General features: G+C 70.9%; 20 protein-coding genes. 6 read left to right on the top strand and 14 right to left on the bottom strand.

Annotated elements, in window-relative coordinates:
- Window positions 1–17 precede the first annotated feature (17 nt).
- Window positions 18–635 carry a TetR/AcrR family transcriptional regulator gene (locus ACIBZJ_RS27770; RefSeq protein WP_395934590.1) on the bottom strand — a complete coding sequence of 206 codons (618 nt, stop codon included), beginning with the start codon at window positions 633–635 and terminating at the stop codon, window positions 18–20.
- Between the two features lie 125 nt (window positions 636–760).
- Here ACIBZJ_RS27770 and ACIBZJ_RS27765 point away from each other — a divergent pair, with 125 nt between their 5' ends.
- Both ACIBZJ_RS27765 and ACIBZJ_RS27760 read left to right on the top strand, forming a co-directional pair.
- A complete protein-coding gene (locus ACIBZJ_RS27765) occupies window positions 761–1,009 on the top strand; it encodes a CoA transferase (RefSeq protein ID WP_395934588.1) in 249 nt (82 codons plus the stop codon).
- A gap of 220 nt (window positions 1,010–1,229) precedes the next feature.
- On the top strand, window positions 1,230–1,688 hold the full coding sequence (locus ACIBZJ_RS27760) for a cupin domain-containing protein (protein ID WP_395934586.1): 459 nt from the start codon (window positions 1,230–1,232) through the stop codon (window positions 1,686–1,688).
- Between the two features lie 7 nt (window positions 1,689–1,695).
- On the opposite strand, the gene ACIBZJ_RS27755 is transcribed toward ACIBZJ_RS27760, so the two are convergent.
- A complete protein-coding gene (locus ACIBZJ_RS27755) occupies window positions 1,696–2,664 on the bottom strand; it encodes a pyridoxal-phosphate dependent enzyme (RefSeq protein WP_395934584.1) in 969 nt (322 codons plus the stop codon).
- A 72-nt stretch (window positions 2,665–2,736) separates the two neighbouring features.
- On the opposite strand from ACIBZJ_RS27755, the gene ACIBZJ_RS27750 reads away from it, so the two are divergent.
- A complete protein-coding gene (locus ACIBZJ_RS27750; RefSeq protein WP_395934582.1) occupies window positions 2,737–3,768 on the top strand; it encodes an Lrp/AsnC family transcriptional regulator in 1,032 nt (343 codons plus the stop codon).
- A 5-nt stretch (window positions 3,769–3,773) separates the two neighbouring features.
- Here ACIBZJ_RS27750 and ACIBZJ_RS27745 read toward each other — a convergent pair whose 3' ends face one another.
- The 3 genes from ACIBZJ_RS27745 to ACIBZJ_RS27735 are packed head-to-tail and all read right to left on the bottom strand — an operon-like array spanning window position 3,774 to window position 6,265.
- Window positions 3,774–4,532 (bottom strand): ABC transporter permease, encoded by a 759-nt coding sequence (locus ACIBZJ_RS27745; protein WP_395934580.1) that lies wholly within the window; start codon window positions 4,530–4,532, stop codon window positions 3,774–3,776.
- Window positions 4,529–5,479 carry an ABC transporter ATP-binding protein gene (locus ACIBZJ_RS27740; protein ID WP_395934578.1) on the bottom strand — a complete coding sequence of 317 codons (951 nt, stop codon included), beginning with the start codon at window positions 5,477–5,479 and terminating at the stop codon, window positions 4,529–4,531. The genes ACIBZJ_RS27745 and ACIBZJ_RS27740 overlap by 4 nt, the downstream gene beginning before the upstream one ends.
- Window positions 5,480–5,527: 48 nt before the next feature.
- A complete protein-coding gene (locus ACIBZJ_RS27735; RefSeq protein WP_395934576.1) occupies window positions 5,528–6,265 on the bottom strand; it encodes a hypothetical protein in 738 nt (245 codons plus the stop codon).
- 47 nt (window positions 6,266–6,312) lie between these two features.
- Between ACIBZJ_RS27735 and ACIBZJ_RS27730 the strand changes: the two genes are divergently transcribed.
- A complete protein-coding gene (locus ACIBZJ_RS27730) occupies window positions 6,313–6,942 on the top strand; it encodes a TetR/AcrR family transcriptional regulator (protein ID WP_395934574.1) in 630 nt (209 codons plus the stop codon).
- Window positions 6,943–6,945: 3 nt separating this feature from the next.
- Here the strand turns inward: ACIBZJ_RS27730 and ACIBZJ_RS27725 are convergent, their stop codons facing one another.
- The 7 genes from ACIBZJ_RS27725 to ACIBZJ_RS27695 are packed head-to-tail and all read right to left on the bottom strand — an operon-like array spanning window position 6,946 to window position 13,526.
- Complete coding sequence (locus tag ACIBZJ_RS27725) at window positions 6,946–7,926, bottom strand: homoserine dehydrogenase (RefSeq protein WP_395934572.1); 981 nt, start codon at window positions 7,924–7,926, stop codon at window positions 6,946–6,948.
- Window positions 7,923–9,305 carry an aldehyde dehydrogenase family protein gene (locus ACIBZJ_RS27720; RefSeq protein ID WP_395934570.1) on the bottom strand — a complete coding sequence of 461 codons (1,383 nt, stop codon included), beginning with the start codon at window positions 9,303–9,305 and terminating at the stop codon, window positions 7,923–7,925. The genes ACIBZJ_RS27725 and ACIBZJ_RS27720 overlap by 4 nt, the downstream gene beginning before the upstream one ends.
- A complete protein-coding gene (locus ACIBZJ_RS27715; protein WP_395934568.1) occupies window positions 9,302–9,877 on the bottom strand; it encodes a thiamine pyrophosphate-dependent enzyme in 576 nt (191 codons plus the stop codon). Before ACIBZJ_RS27715 ends, ACIBZJ_RS27720 begins: the two co-directional genes overlap by 4 nt.
- Window positions 9,877–10,410 carry a thiamine pyrophosphate-binding protein gene (locus ACIBZJ_RS27710; protein WP_395934566.1) on the bottom strand — a complete coding sequence of 178 codons (534 nt, stop codon included), beginning with the start codon at window positions 10,408–10,410 and terminating at the stop codon, window positions 9,877–9,879. The genes ACIBZJ_RS27715 and ACIBZJ_RS27710 overlap by 1 nt, the downstream gene beginning before the upstream one ends.
- Window positions 10,407–10,793 (bottom strand): RidA family protein, encoded by a 387-nt coding sequence (locus ACIBZJ_RS27705; protein WP_395934564.1) that lies wholly within the window; start codon window positions 10,791–10,793, stop codon window positions 10,407–10,409. Before ACIBZJ_RS27705 ends, ACIBZJ_RS27710 begins: the two co-directional genes overlap by 4 nt.
- 10 nt (window positions 10,794–10,803) lie before the next feature.
- Window positions 10,804–12,267: an MFS transporter gene (locus tag ACIBZJ_RS27700; RefSeq protein WP_395934562.1), complete on the bottom strand. Its 1,464-nt coding sequence runs from the start codon at window positions 12,265–12,267 to the stop codon at window positions 10,804–10,806.
- Window positions 12,267–13,526 (bottom strand): amidohydrolase family protein, encoded by a 1,260-nt coding sequence (locus ACIBZJ_RS27695; protein ID WP_395934560.1) that lies wholly within the window; start codon window positions 13,524–13,526, stop codon window positions 12,267–12,269. The genes ACIBZJ_RS27700 and ACIBZJ_RS27695 overlap by 1 nt, the downstream gene beginning before the upstream one ends.
- A gap of 217 nt (window positions 13,527–13,743) precedes the next feature.
- Here ACIBZJ_RS27695 and ACIBZJ_RS27690 point away from each other — a divergent pair, with 217 nt between their 5' ends.
- Entirely contained in the window at window positions 13,744–14,598 is an 855-nt protein-coding gene (locus ACIBZJ_RS27690) for an enoyl-CoA hydratase/isomerase family protein (protein ID WP_395934558.1), read from the top strand.
- A 78-nt stretch (window positions 14,599–14,676) separates the two neighbouring features.
- Here the strand turns inward: ACIBZJ_RS27690 and ACIBZJ_RS27685 are convergent, their stop codons facing one another.
- A complete protein-coding gene (locus ACIBZJ_RS27685) occupies window positions 14,677–15,351 on the bottom strand; it encodes a GntR family transcriptional regulator (protein WP_395934556.1) in 675 nt (224 codons plus the stop codon).
- A gap of 10 nt (window positions 15,352–15,361) precedes the next feature.
- Complete coding sequence (locus tag ACIBZJ_RS27680) at window positions 15,362–16,354, bottom strand: asparaginase (RefSeq protein WP_395934554.1); 993 nt, start codon at window positions 16,352–16,354, stop codon at window positions 15,362–15,364.
- Between the two features lie 29 nt (window positions 16,355–16,383).
- Between ACIBZJ_RS27680 and ACIBZJ_RS27675 the strand changes: the two genes are divergently transcribed.
- Window positions 16,384–17,889, top strand: a complete 1,506-nt coding sequence (locus ACIBZJ_RS27675) for a dihydroorotase family protein (RefSeq protein ID WP_395934552.1) — start codon at window positions 16,384–16,386, stop codon at window positions 17,887–17,889.
- Window positions 17,890–17,907 lie beyond the last annotated feature (18 nt).

Below are 17,907 nucleotides of genomic sequence, written 5' to 3'. Positions count from 1 at the left end.
AGTAATGGTAGTGCCCGTTAGGCGTACGCCCGCAGAAACGTGTCGACGCCGTCGACCAGGATCTCGTCGAGCTCACTCCAGGCGGTGGGCACCGTGGGATCCAGGGTGTCGAGCGCGAGGAGGAACGTCAGCGCGATGAAGTGCTCGGCGACACGCCAGGGCTCGGCCGGGCGCAACGCCCCGGCACCGACGAACCGGGCCACGCGCTCGACGAAGAGTTCCTTCGGCGCGTTGCGCACCGTCCCGCGGATCCGTTGCCGGGGGACCCGCACGCTGCTGAGCCGCCGGAACAGCACGTAGTCCGACGAGGAGAACGTCTCGGTCGCCACTCGGCGAGCGAAGGCCAGCAGGCCGGAGCGCAGGTCACACGCCTCGGGCAGGTCGACGTCGATCGCGGTCCGGATCGCGTCGGCCAGCGCGGCCGAGACCCGGTCGACCACCGCGCAGTACACGAGTTCCTTCTCCCCGAAGTGGTCGTAGATGGTCCGCTTCGAAACGCCGGCCAACGCGGCGATCGCATCCACGCTGGACCGCTCGTAACCCTCCTCGACGAACAACGTCTGCGCGGCCCGCAGGATCGAGGTCCGCTTCTCCTCGGAGCGCTGCTGTCGCCACGACTCGCCGACCACGGTCATCGGTTTCCACCTCCCCTGACTACGCTAGTTTCCAATGGGACGACCCCATTTCGAGTGGTGGAATCACCACCCCATTCGCGCGAGAGCCGACCGGTAGCGTCGAATCGCCGAATGGAGGACAGACAGTGGAATCGGGAAATCGGCCGGCCGCCCAAGGCCCCCTCGTCGGAATTCGGGTCCTCGATGTCGGACAGCTCGTCGCCGGGCCGATGACCGGGACTCTGCTCGCGGATTGGGGCGCCGACGTCGTCAAAGTCGAGCAGCCTCTGATCGGCGACCCGATCCGCAAACTCGGCTCGCACACCGGCGCACCGTTGTGGTGGAAGGTGAACGGGCGCGGAAAACGTTCGGTGGCTCTGGACTTGCACCTGTGACTACGCCAGCACCTGGGTCGCGGAGCGGACGACCGCCGACCTGGCGAAAGTCTGCGACGACAACGACGTCGCGTACTGCGTCGAGTGCGAGCCGCACGGACGTGCTGGGCGACCCGGCCTGGAACGGCGCGCGGTGAACGAGCCCGGCCCGCACCGGCCGACCGTGCGTCCTCGCGTCGGAGCCGAGAACCAGTCGAGTCAACGTCCGGAAGGGACTGTCATGCACGTCGAGATGGATCGCGAGCTGTTGAAGACGCTGCACGTCCACAGTGACGATTTGCCGTACATCGAGTTCCTGCCCGGGTACGAGACGCGCCTCCTGCACGTCCGTCCGTCCGAGAAACTCGTGGTGACACAGATCCGGGCGCAGCCGGGGTCGACGAGTGCACTGCACCGCCACCCGAGCCCGGTCTACGGCTGGACGCTCGAGGGAGCGTGGGGCCACGACCAGCAGCACCGGTATCGCCCCGGCACCTACATCTTCGAAACCCCCAGCGTGATCCACCGGTTCGTCAACGGGCCGGCGGTGACCGAGGCGGTCTTCGTCAGCACCGGCGATCTCGAGTACATCGACCCGGAGACCCTCGAGGTGATCAAGGTGGCCCGGCCGCAGGAGATGCTCGACCTCTACGTCGCCGCGAGCGAAGAACTCGGATACCGGCCCGAAGTGCTGCGCTGAGGCCCGCTCAGCTGCTGGTGGAGACGTCCTCCACCAGCAGCTCGGCGAAGCGTCCGGCATCCACGTTGCCGCCCGACACCACGACTCCGACCCGGGACGGAAGACGTCCGATCCGGGTCGCGAGCAGCGCCGCCAGCGCGCTTGCGCCACTGGGTTCGGTCACGATTTTCAGGCGGCCCACGGCGAAGCGCATGGCGTCTCGGATCTCGTCGTCGGAGACCAGCACGATGCCCTCGACCAGACGCCGGTTGACCGCGAACGTCAGCTCACCGGGAAGGCGAGCGGCCTGGCCGTCGGCGATGGTGCGCGGCACCTCGATCGCGACGCGACGACCGGCGTCGAGGGACCGGCGGGTGTCGTCACCGGCCAGCGGCTCGACGCCGATGAGGCGGATGCCGGGGTGCAACCCCGTGGCGACGATCGCGCTGCCGGCCATCAGCCCGCCGCCGCCGACCGGCACGACGAGCATCTCCAGTCCCTCGACGGCGTCGAGCAGTTCGAGAGCCACCGTGCCCTGGCCGGCGATGACGTCCGGGTGGTCGTACGGCGGGACGAGCGTCAGGCCGCGGTCGCTGGCCAGCGCTCGTCCGAGTGCTTCACGGTCGTCGGCGTAGCGGTCGAACGTCACCACCTCGGCGCCGTAGCCGATCGTCGCCTCCCGCTTCGAGCGGGGCGCGTCGGCCGGCATCAAGACGACCGCGGGGACGCCCAGTTCGCGCGCCGCGAAGGCGACCGCCTGTCCGTGATTGCCCGACGAGTAGGTGATCAGGCCCCGGGCCAGCCGATCCGCGGGCAGACGCGAGGCGGCGTGGTAGGCGCCACGGAGCTTGAACGAACCGGTCCGCTGGAAGTTCTCGCACTTGAGGAAGACCTCGGCCCCGACCAGGTCGTCGAGCGTCCGGGAGCGGAGCACGGGGGTGCGGTGCACCACGCCGTCGAGCCGGACGGCGGCGGCCCGGACATCCTCGATCTGCATGGCTCAGGACGGTAGTGCGCGTTCACTCAGCGGCCGGGATCCTGCTTGTTTTCGTTACGTTCTACCGGAACGATGCAAGAAACCTTCGGCGGCTGGGTGTACCGGATGGACTTCGACGAACTCGACGTCGCGATCGTGGACGCGGTGCGGTCCGCGCCGCGTGCGGCCTGGAAGGATCTGGCCCCGGTCATCGGTGTCGATCCCGCGACGGTCAGCCGGCGCTGGTCGCGCATGCAGTCCGCGGGCGTGGCGTGGGTGACCGCGCATCCGGCCGGCACGGTGACCCCGGCCTGCGCGCTGGTGGAGATCAGCTGCGTCCCCGGCCGGTCGTCCGCGGTGGCCGAGACGCTGGTCGACGACGTCGAGGCGGCGACCGTGAAGCTGACGTCCGGAGCGCGCGACCTGCAGGTGCTGGCGCAGGCACCCGGCCTCGCCGCGCTCTCCGGCTATCTCCTGGACCGGGTGGGCCACGTCCCGGGCATCACGAACGTCCGCAGCCACATCGTGACCCGGTCGGCCATCGAGGCCAGCCGGTGGCGGGAAGGCGCGCTCGACCCCGATCAGCAGCGGCGCCTGACCGCGTACGCGCCCCACCGGACCTCGCACGACGGCGTGCTGGAACCTGCCGACCAGCGCATCGTGCGCGCGCTGACCGTCGACGGACGGATGTCGTTCGAGCGGCTGGCCGAGCACGCCGGCGTCGGCGCGGTCACCGTGCGCCGACGACTCACCCGGCTGGAGAGCGCCGGTCTGATCACGTTCCGGTGCGACGTGTCGCAGCACCTGTCCGGCCGGGCCGTGGCCGCCACGTTCTACGGCTCGATCGACGTGCACGATCTGGGCGACGCCGAGGCCCGGCTGCGCGAGCTGCCCGGCGTGCGGTCGTGCAGCATCGTGGCCGGGCCGTACAACGTCATCATCGACGCCCGGCTGCGCACGGCCGGAGAAGTCCACGACCTGGAACGCCAGCTGAGCCAGGCTCTTCCGGCGCTGCGTGTCCAGGACCGTGCGGTGGTGCTGCGAGTGAGGAAGCTGCTCGGTCGCGTCCTCGACGCGGAGGGCCGATCGGTGAGGTCGGTGCCGCTGCTCGCCGCCGACGACTGAGCCGGTCAGATGTCGCGGACGCGGAACGTCACGTGGCTGGCGACGGTGACTCCGACGGCGGCGAGCGTCAGCAGGAACAGGCCGGGACCGGGTGCGATCAGGTCGTCGGACGGCACCACCGCATAGGCGGCCTGACCGGCTGTGATCGGCCAGAACTTCCCGAAGAGGTCGCCGAGCACGCCGGGCAGCCCCGGACCGAGCGCCGGCACGAGCAGGAGCGCCCCGACCAGCACGGCGAGGCTGCTGGTCGCCGACCGGACCAGGGCACCGATGGCCAGCCCGAGCAGCGCGACGAGCGTCAGGTAGAGCGTGCCGCTGAGCAGAGCGCGGACAACGCCCGGATCGCCGAGACCGCCGGCGGGCAGGTCGGCGCTCTTCAGCATCAGTTGCACGACGGTGAAGCTGAGCACGGTGGTGACGACGCCGACCACCAGCCCGAGGCCCGCGACGACGACCGCCTTGGCCGCGAGCAGCCGCGAGCGCGACGGGACGAAGACGAGGCTGGTGCCGATCATGCCGGTGCCGTACTCGGACGTGATGCTGAGCGCTCCCAGCATGCCGATGACCAGCTGGGCGAAGAGAAAGCCCTTGAGGCTCTCGGCGGTGGGATCCCAGCCGGTGGGCAGCTCGGACGGCGACGCACCGAGCAGGTCGGACACCCCGAGCACGCTGAGGGCCACCCCGGCCGCCACCGCGCTCACCGCGGCGATCCACGTGCTCCGGACGCTGCGGATCTTGGTCCATTCGGAGCGGAGCACGTTCATGCGGCGCGCCCTTCGAAGTCGGTGACGTCGTGGGTCAGCCGGAGGAACACGTCTTCCAGCGATTCGCGCACCGGGCCGAGTCGCTCGAGTGCGATTCCCTCGGCCGCGGCGATCTTGCCGACGGTCGAGGAGTCGGTTCCGACCACCAGGAAGGACGAGTCCGGCTGAGTGCTGAACGCGACGCCCGCCTCGCGCAGCGCCAGTCCGAGCCCGGCCGGCGACTGGGCCCGGACCGCGACGGCCTGGGTAGTGTTGGCGCGCACGAACTCGTCGAGGGTGGCCTCGGCGATCAGGCGACCTTGCCCGACGACCACGAGGTTGTCGGCGGTGAGCTCCATCTCCGACATCAGGTGACTGGAGAACAGGATCGTGCGTCCCTCTCCGGCCAGGTCCCGCATGAGGGTGCGGATCCAGCGGATGCCCTCGGGGTCGAGGCCGTTGAGCGGCTCGTCGAGCACCAGCACACCCGGATCGCCGAGCAGGGCGGTCGCGATGCCGAGTCGCTGGTTCATCCCGAGCGAGAACTCGCCCGCGCGGCGGCCGGCGGCGTCGGAGAGCCCGACCAGATCGAGCACCTCGTCGACCCGCCGCCGATCGAGACCCGCCGCGTAGGCGAAAGCCAGCAGGTGATCCGACGCGCTGCGGTGCGGATGGACGGCGCGGGCGTCCAGCAAGGCACCGATCGTGCGGGCCGGATCGTCCAGGTCGGTGATGTCGCGCCCGCCGATCGTGATCGTGCCGGCCGTGGGCTTGATCAGGCCGAAGAGCATGCGCATCGTCGTGCTCTTGCCGGCGCCGTTCGGCCCCAGGAAGCCGGTGATCACTCCGGGCTCAGCGGTGAAGGACAGATCGTCCACGGCCACCGTGCTGCCGTACTTCTTGGTCAGGTTCTCCGACCGGATGCCGACGGTCGGCCCCGGCCGGGCGCTTGAACTCGTGGGAGACATGCAACTCCTCCTCTAAAACCACACTATGCGGTGTAGTTTATCAGGGGATCACCACACGGACGGCAACCCGATCGCTGTGGACCAGGTGAGGATGCGCTCGTCGTGGCCGGTGAAATTCTGGCGCCGGAGCATGCCGGCAGCGTCGATGTGGCGGGAATCGTGCAGTCCGAAGCACCCCAGCAGATCGACAACGAGGGGCCGCGCCACGCCGGCGACGCCCGCGCCCGCGCACTCCGCGACGCTGACCGATCGCACGACCGGCCGGACCGCGTCGAGACGGCGCCCGACCGGCGTCAGGCCGTGCGCATCGCGGTTGAAGACCTGGAACCCGCTCTCCCCGGACGCCCGGACGGTCAGCCCGGCCAGTGCGCTCCCCCGCACGCCGGTACGTGCGGCGAAGGCGCCCGCCAGGTGCAGCGCGGCGACGGTGATCCACGCGACCGCGCCCTCGCCGATCGCCCACACCGGCTCACCCGCGGCCGCACCGTCCCGGAGGCCTCCCACCGGAAGCGCGAGAACGGTGGAACCGTCCGCGCCGAATGCGCAGTGATACCGCTCGGGCGACGCGAACGTCGCCGAGCCGTCCTCCACGTGCGGCCGGTTGCATCCGATGGCCACGGGCGCCGGCCAGACCGCCACCTGCTCGCGCACCCACGCCTGCAACTGCTCGCCGACCGAGCCCTCGACCGGCTCAGCCGGCACCACTGCCACGACGACCCAGACCGCGCCGGGATCCCGCCGCGCGGTCTCCAGGAGCCTCGTCAGTCGTTCGGAACCGTCCTGCACGGTGCTGTCTCCGATCCGGTGGGGGCGGCGGGCGTAAGCTGACGGCCGTGCCGAGGGTTATCGCTGAGGTCCAGACCCCGGGGCGCCGCCGTCGTTCCGAGGGCAAGAGGATCGCGATCCTCGACGCGGCCGAGGCGTTGTTCATCACCGAGGGTTACGACCGCACGAGCGTGGACGCCGTCGCCGCGCGCGCCCAGGTCTCCAAGCGGACGGTGTACGACCACTTCGGCGACAAGGAGACGGTGTTCCTGCGGGTACTCGAACGGGTGAATGACGCACTGGTCACCACCGTGGGGGCCGCGATCAAGGAGGAGATCTCCCCGGACCGCGACCTTCGCGAAGCATTGACCGCGTTCGGGCGCCGCATCGTGGACCGGACGTTCGCGTCCTCCGACTACCTGGCCTACCGGCGGCTGGAGGCCCAGCAACGGTCGATTCTCCGGCTACCGGAAGCGGCGCGCGACCGCCCGGAACGGATGCTCGAGCGGCGCTTCGCCGAACTCACGGCCGACGGCGCGCTCCACGCCCCCGACCCCGCCCTCGCCGCGCGGCACTTCACCGCGCTGACGATCAGCCTCGCGCTGGAAGCCGTCGACGATCAGCGGGCGGACGCGCCGCCGCCGTTGGACCGGATCGTCGCCGACGGGGTGGATGCCTTCCTGCGCGCCTACCGCTGACCGTCATCCGAACGCCGTCCGCGGAGCCGTGACCTCGATCGCGTCCTTGACCATGGCGAGCGCGGCCCCCAGCGGACTGGAACGTCCACCGCTCACCACCACGTCGCCCGCGTCCGGGCTGCCGAAGATCACGGCCTTCTCCGGCCCGGCGAGTGCGTGCAACGGATCACCGGGTTCCGTCTCGACCAGGTCGACGCGCACGGCTGACGGCTGATCCGCTCGCGCGCTCGCCACGGCTCGTATCCGGCGTCCCCCGGCGGTGGCGGCGTAGGCCCTCCCGGCGGTGCCGGCGTCCACGGGCTGTGCCTCGACGCGCACCCGGGCCGGGTCCCAGCCCCAGCACAGCGCCGCCAGCAGCCGGACCTTCGTGGCCGCGTCCTCACCGGACAGGTCGGCCGACGGGTCCGCCTCCGCGATACCCCGGCGCCGCGCCTCCCCGAGGGCCTCGGGAAGCGGGTCACCCGCGGCCAGGCGGTCGAGGACGAACGTGACGGTGCCGTTCGGGCACGCCCGGATCGTGGTGCAGCCGAGGCCCCGCAACGCCGTCCGCGCCAGGTCGCCCGCCGGCAGAGCGGCCCCGGTGGCTCCGGAGATCCGGATCAGGGCGTCGTGCCGGCGGCCCGTCTCGTCGAGCGTCCGCCAGTGGCTGAGCAGGTGGCTCTTGGTGGCCGTGACGACGTGGACGCCGCGGCGCAGCGCGACCAGGGCTTCCTCGGCGGCGCGGTCCGCACCCGCGATCGAGGACGGAACCGCCTGGGCGAACACCCGCGCGCCGGTCCGTTCCAGCGTTTCGTCCAGCGACTCCAACGGTTCCCACGACGAGCGGGGCGGCACCGGATCACCCTCCCCCAGCCGGCACTGGGTCGAATCGCCGCGCACGACCGAGACCCGCAGCGGCACGCCGTACGGCCGGGCCCCGGCCGGGAGACGCTCCACGAAACACCGGCCCACCGGCCCGTACCCCGCGAGGACCACGCCGGTCATCGTGCGCCCCGGGGGCCGCGGATCCGCAGCGCCTGCACGTTGGCCAGTTCCTGCACTCCCCACCGGCCCAGCTCGCGTCCGTAGCCGCTGGCTTTGACGCCGCCGGTCGGCAGGCGCGGGTCGGTGGCGGAGATCGTGTTCACGAACACGGCGCCGGCCTGGAGCCGGGCGCCCACCGCCGCGGCGTGGTCACGGTCGGCGCTCCACAGACTGCTGCTCAGCCCGTAGCGGGAGGAGTTCGCGAGGGCCACCAGCTCGGCGTCGTCCGCACCGGTCGACAGCGCGCCGAGGGGGCCGAACGTCTCGTCCGTCAGCAGCACCGAGCCGGAGCCCGCCACCTCGACGATCGACGGCGCGAACCACGCTCCGCGGCCGGAGTCCGGCGCCGGCGCCTCGGCGATCACCCGGCCGCCGTCCGCGAGCGCCCGGCTCCGCTGCTCGCGCAGCGTGTCCCGCAGATCGTGCCGGGCGAGCGGGCCGACGTCGACCGCCTCGTCCGTGGGGTCACCGACGTTCAGCTTCTCGACGTGCGGAACCAACGCGTCCACGAACGCGTCACGGACGTCCCGATGGACCAGAATCCGCTTCGCGGCGATGCAGCTCTGCCCGTTGTTGAGGAAGCGCGACCGGGCGGCGGCCGCGGCCGCCGCGGGAACGTCGGCGTCGGCGAGGACGAGAAACGGGTCGGATCCGCCGAGCTCGAGGACGCACTTCTTCAGGGCCGTGCCGGCGCGCGCGGCGACCAGCGCCCCGACCCGGTCGCTACCGGTGAACGTGACGGCGGCGATCCTGCGGTCGGCGACGAGGTCCGAGGCCGTACCGCTGTCGGCGACGACGCTCTGCAGCACTCCGGGACCGAACACCTCCCGGAACATCTGCTCGACCGCCAGCGCCGTGCCCGTGACCGAGTCCGCGTGTTTGAGCACCACGGTGTTGCCGGCGCCGATCGCGGGAAGCATCGCCCGGATCACCTGCCACCACGGGTAGTTCCACGGAAGGATGCTGAGCACGACGCCGATCGGCACGATCCGCACGACCGCGGTGTCACCGTCGAGGTCGAACGACTCCGGACGCAGGAACTCCGGAAGCTCCGCCGCGTAGTAACGGCACGCGCCGACACACTTGTCGATCTCGGCCCTCGCCTGGCGGATCGGCTTGCCCATCTCGAGCGTGACGAGCGCGGCGAGCTCCTCGCGCCGACCGGCCAGGGCGTCGCCGAGGCGGGTGATGGCGCCGGTCCGCTCGTCGACGGGCGACCGGCCCCAGGGCGACGCGGCCGCGTTCTCCAGGATCCGGTCGAGCCGGTCGGGCGTCGTGAACGGGTAGAACGCCAGCTCTTCGCCCGTGGCGGGATCGACCGTCGTGATGCCCCGGCTCACGGCGCGTGCTCCTCGCGGAGCCATCGGGCGAACCGGTCCCGGATCGAGACCGGGTCCACCAGCAGTTTCGCGATGTCTTTCGCGTTGCCCGACTCGATGCGTGCGTGCAGGAAGGCCGGTTCGCGCACGCTGAGGAGCTCGGCGAACGCGGCCCGGAGGCCGTCGAGGGTGTCGGTCGAGCGCGTCGTCCATCCGGCCGCGCTCGCCAGACGCCCGAGGTCGACGCGGGACGAGTACGTCGGTAGCGCTCCGGTCGATCCGTACACCCCGTTGTCGAGCACGACGAGCAACAGGTTCGCCGGGGCCAGATAGCCGCCGGTGGGCAGCACGTTCGGGTTCATCAGCAGCGATCCGTCGCCCTCGATGCCGACGACCTTGGGCGCCGAGGGGTCGACGCTGAGCGCCAGCCCGGTCGCGACCGAGCCCACCAGGCCCATCGCGTCGAGCAGGTACAGATGGTTGTCGCTGTCCTTGACCGACGCCAGTTCCCGGCTGGTCGCCGCGCAGGTCACGACGACCGGATGGCGGCCGGTCAGCTCGGCCAGCGCTTCGAGTGCCTCGATCCGCCGCATCAGGCCACCCGTCCGTCGGTGTTCCAGAAGGAGGCGAGGACCACGGTGGGCCGGTAGGTCATCAGGGCGTGCACGCCGGCCTCCTGAACCGCGGCGCGCCAGTCCGCGGCGCTGCTGCGGCGATCCAGCTCCACCACCGGGAGACCGGCCGCGCGCAGGACGGCCGGTACGGGCTGGCTGATCGCGTGGATCATCGAGTTGTACTCCCCCAGGCCACCGCGGGTGTTCGCGACGACCAGCAGCGGCAGGTGGTAGGCCAGCGGGAACGTCGTGAGGGCGGTGAGCGCGTTGCCGAAGCCGTTGTCCTGCATGACCACGGCACCGAGTCCGCCGGTGAGAGCGACGGCGCCCAGTACTCCCACCGCCTCCTCCTCCCGCGAGAGCGGGGTGACACGGGGCGAGACGCCGTCGGCGCCGTGGTCCGAGGCGACCAGCGCCGCGACGACCGGGGCCACGGTCACGGACGGGACGTAACCGACCCGGCTGGTGCCCGCCGCCCAGATGCCCTCCGCGACGGCCTCGGCATACGTCATCGTGGGGTGTCCTCTCGGACGGCGATCGCGTCCAGTTCGACCTGGGCTCCGTACGGTAGGCCCGCCACCGCGACGCAGGTCCGGGCCGGCAGCGGTTCGGGAAGGGTCTCGCGGTAGATCCGGTCCATCGTGTTGCGTCCGTCCATCGTGGTCAGGTACACCGTGATCTTGACCAGGTGGCGGAACTCCAGGCCCGCCGCCGCCAGCTTCGTGCCCAGGTTCGCCAGCGCCTGCCGCGTCTGGGCGGCGACCCCACCGGCGACGACCTCGCCGTCGGCCAGGCCCAGTTGCCCGGAGACGAAGATGAGCCCGGTCCCGGTGTCGCGCACCGGGCTGTACGGGTGCTGTGCCTGTGCGGGACTCTTCGGCGCCTCAGTGCTCATGTCGCTCTCTCTAGATGTGGCTGACGGGTGCACCGGTGACCACGTGACCGCGCATCCGGCGTACCAGGAAGACCGTGGGGACGGTGGCCAGGACGAAGACCGCCCCGGCGACGGCGATGTAGGCATGTACGCCGAACGACGAGTTCACGGTTTCTCCGTCGACCGTGATGCGGTTCGCACCGAGGATCGCGGAGCCGATGAAGTTCATCGTCACCGAGCCGATCGCCACCATGACCATGACCATGCTGGAGACGGTGCCCTGCCGCTCCGGGGGCGCGAGGATCGAGGCGAGGTTGAACCCGGAGGTGAGCAGCGACCCCGCGGTCAGGCTCAGCATGAACGACGACACCACGGCGAGCGGGAGATTCGCCGCCCCGGCCACGAGCATGATCAGCGTGGCGGCTACGCCGGTGACCACCCCGGCCGCGAGGGTCCACGCCGGTCCGATCCGGGTCGCGAACGCGCCGGCGAGGATGCCGCCGAGCACGATGCCGATCGAGGGGATTCCGAACAGCAGGCCGAGGGCGGCCGGCGCGGCGATGCCGTAGCCGAGGCCGTCGTCGGGTGAGACCTCGATCAGCAGGCTGAACAGCTGGAGCATGCTCTGGTAGGCGCCCGTTCCCATCACGACCACGAGCAGCCCGAGACCGAGCGCGACCGAGATGCCCCGGATGTCGATGACCGGCTCGGGGGTGCGGCTCAGGACGAACAACCAGAAGTTCAGCGCGGCGAGACCGGTGACGAGAACGAGCAGCGGCACGACGCCCAGCCAGCCGAACACCTGCCCGAGGCTGATGTAGACCAGGACGCCGGCCAGGCCCGCGCCGAGCACGAGGGCGCCCGTGACGTCCACCCGGCCAGGGCTCCTGTCCCTGGTCTCCGGGAGCACCACGCGGACGAAGACGGTGGCCAGCGCAGCGAAGGCCGCCGACACCACGAACACGACGCGCCAGCCGAAGATCCCGAGCGCGAACTCCAGGACGAACGGCGTCACGATGCCGAAGACCGCCGAACCACACGTGACGATACCGGTCACGACCATCGCGAACTTCGGCGCGCAGATGTCGCGGATGAGCGCCACGGTGAGGAACAGCGCCGCGACCGCGGCGCCCTGCAGGACTCGCCCGGCCACGAAGACTCCGAGGTTCGGGGCGACCAGGCAGACCAGTCCCCCCAGGCAGGCCACCAGCAGCGTGACGATGAGCACCTTGCGCTTGCCGTTGATGTCGGCGCTCTTGCCCAGCAGCGGTGCCCACATCGCACCCGCGAGCATCGCGCTCGAGCCGATCCAGGCGAATTGGCTGGTGTGGAACGCCTTGCTGAGCTCCGGCAGCACGAAGGTCGGCGAGGCCAGCACGCTGTCGACCATGACGTTCACCAGGATCAGGATCGCGACGTATCCGACGACCCGGCCGGTCCATCCGGTGTGCAGGTCGTCCACCGGTTTCTCCACGACGGTGCTCAGGTCCGACATCAGGATCTCCGTTCCGGGGTCGGGAGGGTGCACTTGCGAACGACGCCCTGCTGGACGACCAGCGCGATGTTCTCCGGCGACGCCAGGCGGGAGATGTCCCGCAGCGGATCGGCGGCGCACAGCACGAGGTCCGCGGCGTACCCGGGCCTCAGGGCTCCGAGCGCGTCGTCCACTCCGAGTAGCCGCGCGCTGGTGGACGTGGCCGCCTTGATCGCGTCCATCGGCGACATGCCGAGCTCCACCAGGCAGCCCAGCTCGTAGAGGTTCTCCCCGTGCGGAGCGATCCCGGCATCCGTGCCGACCGCGATGTTCACCTTCCGGGCGATCGCCTCGGCGATGTTCACCTTGGTGCGCTCGTTCCAGCGCAGCTTCTTCTCGTAACGCCACGGCGGCGTCTTCCGGCGGTCCAGCGGCCGGAACGCCGAGGACAGCGTCGGGACGAGGAAGGCGCCCCGATCGCCGATCAGGTCGCAGCCTTCGTCGTCGACGCCGAAGCCGTGCTCGACCGAGCGGACCCCGCCCCGGACCGCCGCGAGGACGCCCGCGCGCCCTTGCGCATGGGCAGCGACGGTCCGTCCGCCGCGGCGGGTCGCCTCGTCGACGACCGCCGCGATCTCCTCGTCGAGGAGGTCCTCGTCGTCGGGATCGTCATGGGCGCTGCTCATCCCGCCGCTGGTGCAGATCTTGACGAGATCCGCGCCCGCTCGCAGCATCCGGCGGGCGGCCGTCCGGACGCCGGTGACGCCGTCGGCGATCACGCTGGAGTCGAGCGCGAGGTCCCGGCCGCTGGGCAGCATCCCGTCGGCGTGACCCCCGGTGTGGCTGATCACCCCGACCGACGTCTGCAGCCGCGGGCCCGCGATGAGCCCGGCCGCGACCGCGTCCCGGAAGCCGGTGCGCAGGCCGCCGAGGTCACGCGCGGACGTGATCCCCGCGTCCAGCGTCCCGCGCAGACGTTCGACCGTGCCCAGAACGCCGAGGACCGGATCGACCAGGAACGCTTCCTCGACCAACGACCGGTCCGAGGCCATCCCGAGGTGGGTGTGGCAGTCGAAGAGCCCCGGTAACAGCGTTCCACCGAGGCCGTCCACCGTCCGGACGTCCGGGCGTGCCTCGGGCGCTCCGGCCGCCGGTCCGGCATAGGTGATGCGGCCGTCGTCGGCGGCCTCCAGCACGGCGTCGTCCACCGCGGCGGCGCCGACGCCGTCGATGAGGCGCACGTTGTGTACCCGCAGCGCTGCGCTGTCCTTCAGCTTCACCCCGTTGACCCGCTTTCGCTCACTGGTCGGTGTTGCCGCACCGTAAAGCGGCGGCCCGCGAGTGCCGGACAGATGCACGAAATCTTCGGCTCACGCGCTCCTGTGCAGGAAATCGACTTCCGGGCCGAGAATTGAAAAACACACCACAGCGTGTACTTTCGTCTGCACGCCGCTCCGCTCCCGGTCGGCGGCAGCTCCAGCGCACGGAGGCAGACACATGGCATTCGATCCGGCCGGTCACTGGGACGGGTATCTCGCTCCCCCCGCGTTCGAGGACTACTCGGCCCGCTACGCGAAGTTCCTCCGGATGAAGCGCGAGGACGGGATCATCGAGGTCCGCCTGCACACCGACGACGGGCCCTACGCGCACACGCACGCCGCGCACAACGCCTGGCCGCGGGCGTGGCAGGAGATCGGCAACGACCAGGAGAACCAGGTGCTGATCATCACCGGCACCGGAGGCAAATGGATGACGGGCAGCCCGAAGGGCCTCAACCCGGTTCCCGCCTCCGACCTGGACCCCGACCACATCCACCAGCGGATGTACGACGGCTGGAAGCTCATCGAGAGCTTCGTCAACAGCATCGACATCCCCACGATCGCCGTCGTGAACGGGCCCGGTGTGCACACCGAGTTCGCGGTGATGAGCGACGTCACGTTCGCGGCCCCGGACGCCGATTTCCTGGATCCGCACTTCTGGCTGGGTTCGCCCCCCGGAGACGGCCAGGCGATGGCACTCCAGTCAGTGATAGGTCCCAAGCGCGCCGCCTACTACGTGTACGCCGCCAAATCGATCTCCGCCGAGACGGCCCTGGCCTGGGGCCTCGTCAACGACGTGCTGCCTCGCGAGCAGCTCCTGGACCGGGCCTGGGAACTCGCCCGCTTCATCATGAAGCGGCCGCGGTACACGCGCTGGGCCACGCACAACATCCTGTCCCGGCACTGGAAGAAGACGGTCGCCGAGGACTTCGGTTTCCACATGGCACACCAGATGCTCGCCAACGTCGCCAGCAAGTCGGTCGTGCCGGACCCCGACCTGATCGCCGACTCCGGGGCACGCACGCTGTTCTGACCGCTCCCTCCGGATGCCCGGTGACCGGGCATCCGGAGCCGGTCCGCCGGCCCGGTGACCGGGGCCGGTCCGCGGAACCTACAGCAGGCCCTCGTCGTGAGCCCGTTCGATGGTGGCGAGCGTCGTCCTCAGGTGCTGGACGGTCAGCCGGACGACCGCCTGGACGTCGCGGGCTCGGTAGTGCTCGACGAGCTGCGCGTGTTCGACGTCCGACTCGGCCCGGCGCGCGGGGCTCGCTCCGAGAGACAGGCTGACGTAGGGCGACGCGCTGTCGCGGAGGCCGGAGAGGATCAGCGCGAGCCGGCTCTCCCTGCCGGCCTCGGCGAACAGCGCGTGGAACTGACGATTGAGCTCGGACCACGCGGCGTTGTCCTTGGTCTTCGTCATCCGGCGCAGCAGTCGTTCCGCGTCGCCGAGCGCCTGCTCCGGCACCGAGTTGATCATCCGGCGCACCATCAGCGGCTCGAGAACCATCCGGAGCTCGTACAGCTCCTGAACTTCGCTGAGGTCGAGACGTCGCACGCGGGACCCGCGGTGCGGGTCGAACTCGACGATGCCTTCGCCCGCGAGATCGCGGAGCGCCTCCCGTACCGGCGTGATGCTCACGTCGAGCCGCGCCGCTATCTCGGCTTGGATCAGCCGGGTGCCACCCGGGAGCGTCCCGTCGAGGATGGCATCGCGCAAGGTCTTGAGGACGTACGCGTGCGTCGTCTGTTTGGAGCCCCGGCCCACGGACAGTCGGCTCAGTGTCATCACTACCTCCTCAGGCCCGGCGTCCGAATTCGACCGTGATGTCATCCAGGGTGGAGGCTGCGGCGAGCAGGCAGGCGAGGAGCAACCGTGCCTTCCGCGCGTCCAGCCAACCGGCCGGGACGGCACCCCGCTCCAGCAGGTCGGTCTCCGAACCCACGAAGCCGTAGGTGGAGCGGAACGTCGTGCCGGCCCCGGTGCGGCTCGCGAGCACGACGGGCTTCGATGCCTCGATCGCCCGTGAGACGGCCGGCGCGACCTTCTCCGAGGTGTGGCCGACCCCGAACGCCGCCAGGACGATCCCCCGGTAGTCGGAAGCGGTGACGAGATCGAGCAACGCGCCGTCGTCGTCCAAATGGGTCTCGAGGAGCGCAACGCGCGGATGGTGGGCCACCGGCGGCGCCGGCAGCGGCGGGACGCGGTGGCCGCTGCCGCCGTAGACGGCCAGGGATTCCTCCACGTAGCCCAGCGGCCCGAACGACGGGGAGCAGAACGCGTGCGGACCGCTCGATCGCATCTTCCGCACCCTCGCGGCCGCGTGGATCTCGTCGTTCATCACCACCAGCACTCCGCGCCCCCGCGACGACGGCGAGCAGGCGACCCGCGTGGCGGCGAGGAGGTTGGCCGGACCGTCGGCCCCGGCCATCCGGGCCGCCCGCATCGCGCCGGTGACCACGACCGGGGCTTCCCGGTCCCAGTACAGGTCCAGGAGGTAGGCCGACTCCTCGATCGTGTCGGTGCCCTGGACGACCACCGCGCCGGAAGCTCCGTCGTCCACGGCCCGGCGGGCCCAGGACAGCACCTCGAGCACGTGACCGACGGACAACGACGCCCCGGGGACGGTCGCGATCGTGTGCGCGGTGACCTCGGCCGCTCCGGCGAGCCCGGGAACGGAGCTGACCAGATCAGCCGCGGTCAGCGACGGCTCGACCCCGGCACCGGCCGACGCCGCGGTCATCGTGATGGTGCCGCCCAGAGAAGCGATCGCCACGCGTTCGGGGTTCACTTGACAGAAGCTATCACGCATTTTATAAAATGCAGACTGCGCGATTCGCGGCCGAGTTCGGCCGCTTGCTCAGGCGCCTGCCGCATTTCAGCGCCCGCCTGACCGTGGACATCGCCCTTACCGAGAAGTACCGGCGCGCCGTCGCGCCGGCCTCGGGGCATGTCCTCTACACGGTTGAGGAGAAGGTCATGGCTGCGCTGGACCTGATCGTCTCGGGAGGGACGATCGTCACTCCGGACGGACGCCGACGCGCCGACATCGGCGTGCGTGACGGCCGGATCGTGGCGATCGGCACGCTCGACGCGTCGGCCGTCACCGTCGAGGACGCCGGTGGGCTGCTGATCCTGCCCGGAGGCGTCGACACGCACGTCCACCTGATGGATCCGGGCGACACCGCCCGGGAGGACTTCCCGTCCGGTACCGCCGCGGCCGCGGCGGCGGGTGTCACCACGATCGTCGAGCACACCCATTCGCATCCGGTGCGCACGGTGACCGACCTCTCGGCGAAGATCGAGTACCTCGACGGGCGTTCCGACGTCGATTTCGGGCTCGCCGCCCACGCCTGGCCGGGCGACGAGGACGTGGTGCCCGCGCTGTGGTCGGCGGGTGTCGCGTTCTTCAAGGTGTTCACGTGCACGACCCACGGCGTCCCCGGGCATCCGGCGGCCGCTCTGCGCACCCATCTTGCCGCGTCCGCGCAGGTGGATGCGGTCAGCCTCCTGCATTGCGAGGACGAGTCACTGACCGAGTCGGCCGAGGCCGTGCTCAAGGCCGAGGGGCGCACCGACTTCGGGGTCCTCACGGAGTGGCGCAGCCGGGACGCCGAGCTGGTCGCGGCCGCGGTGGCCGCGCTTCTCGTCCGCCGGACCGGTGCGCGAGCCACCGTGGCCCACGTCAGCAATCCGGAGGTCGCCGAATACCTGCTGGCGGAGCGGCAGCGGGGCGCGCGCCTGGCCGCCGAGGCCTGCCCTCAATACTTCCTCCTCCGCGAGACCGAAGTGCACGAGCACGGCGCCCTGCGCAAGTTCACACCGCCGGCCCGTGCCCGCACCGAGGACGACGAGGTGCAGATGTGGCGCCTGCTCCGCGCGAACACGCTGACCCACCTGTCGAGCGACCACGCTCCGTCGACGCTGGAGCAGAAGAGCAACGGCGACGTCTGGTCGGCGCACTTCGGCCTTCCCGGCCTGGACAGCACGTTCCCGATCCTCGTGGACGCCGCCGCCCGCGGTCATCTCTCCTATGAGGACGTCGCGAGGGTCTACGCCGACGCTCCCGCGAAAGCCTACGGATTGTGGCCCCGAAAGGGGCGCATCGCGGTGGGAGCCGACGCCGACCTGGCCCTGCTCGACCCGACCGCGGTGCGCACGATCCGGAACCAAGACGTCCTGTCGAAGGCCGGATGGACGCCCTTCGACGGACGCGCTGTGAGCGGACGGGTGGTCAAGACCTTCCTGCGCGGTGCGGTCATCGCCCAGGACGGTCACCCCGCCCGAAACCGAAGCGGCCGGTTCGTACCCGGAGCCGGCCGATGAACAACCCGGAAGGAAACG

Origin of the sequence: Cryptosporangium sp. NPDC051539 (assembly GCF_044454545.1) — a bacterium.
Classification (GTDB): Bacteria; Actinomycetota; Actinomycetes; order Mycobacteriales; family Cryptosporangiaceae; genus Cryptosporangium.
Note: the sequence above shows the minus strand (reverse complement) of the source record. Positions and strands in the feature narration are given on the sequence as shown.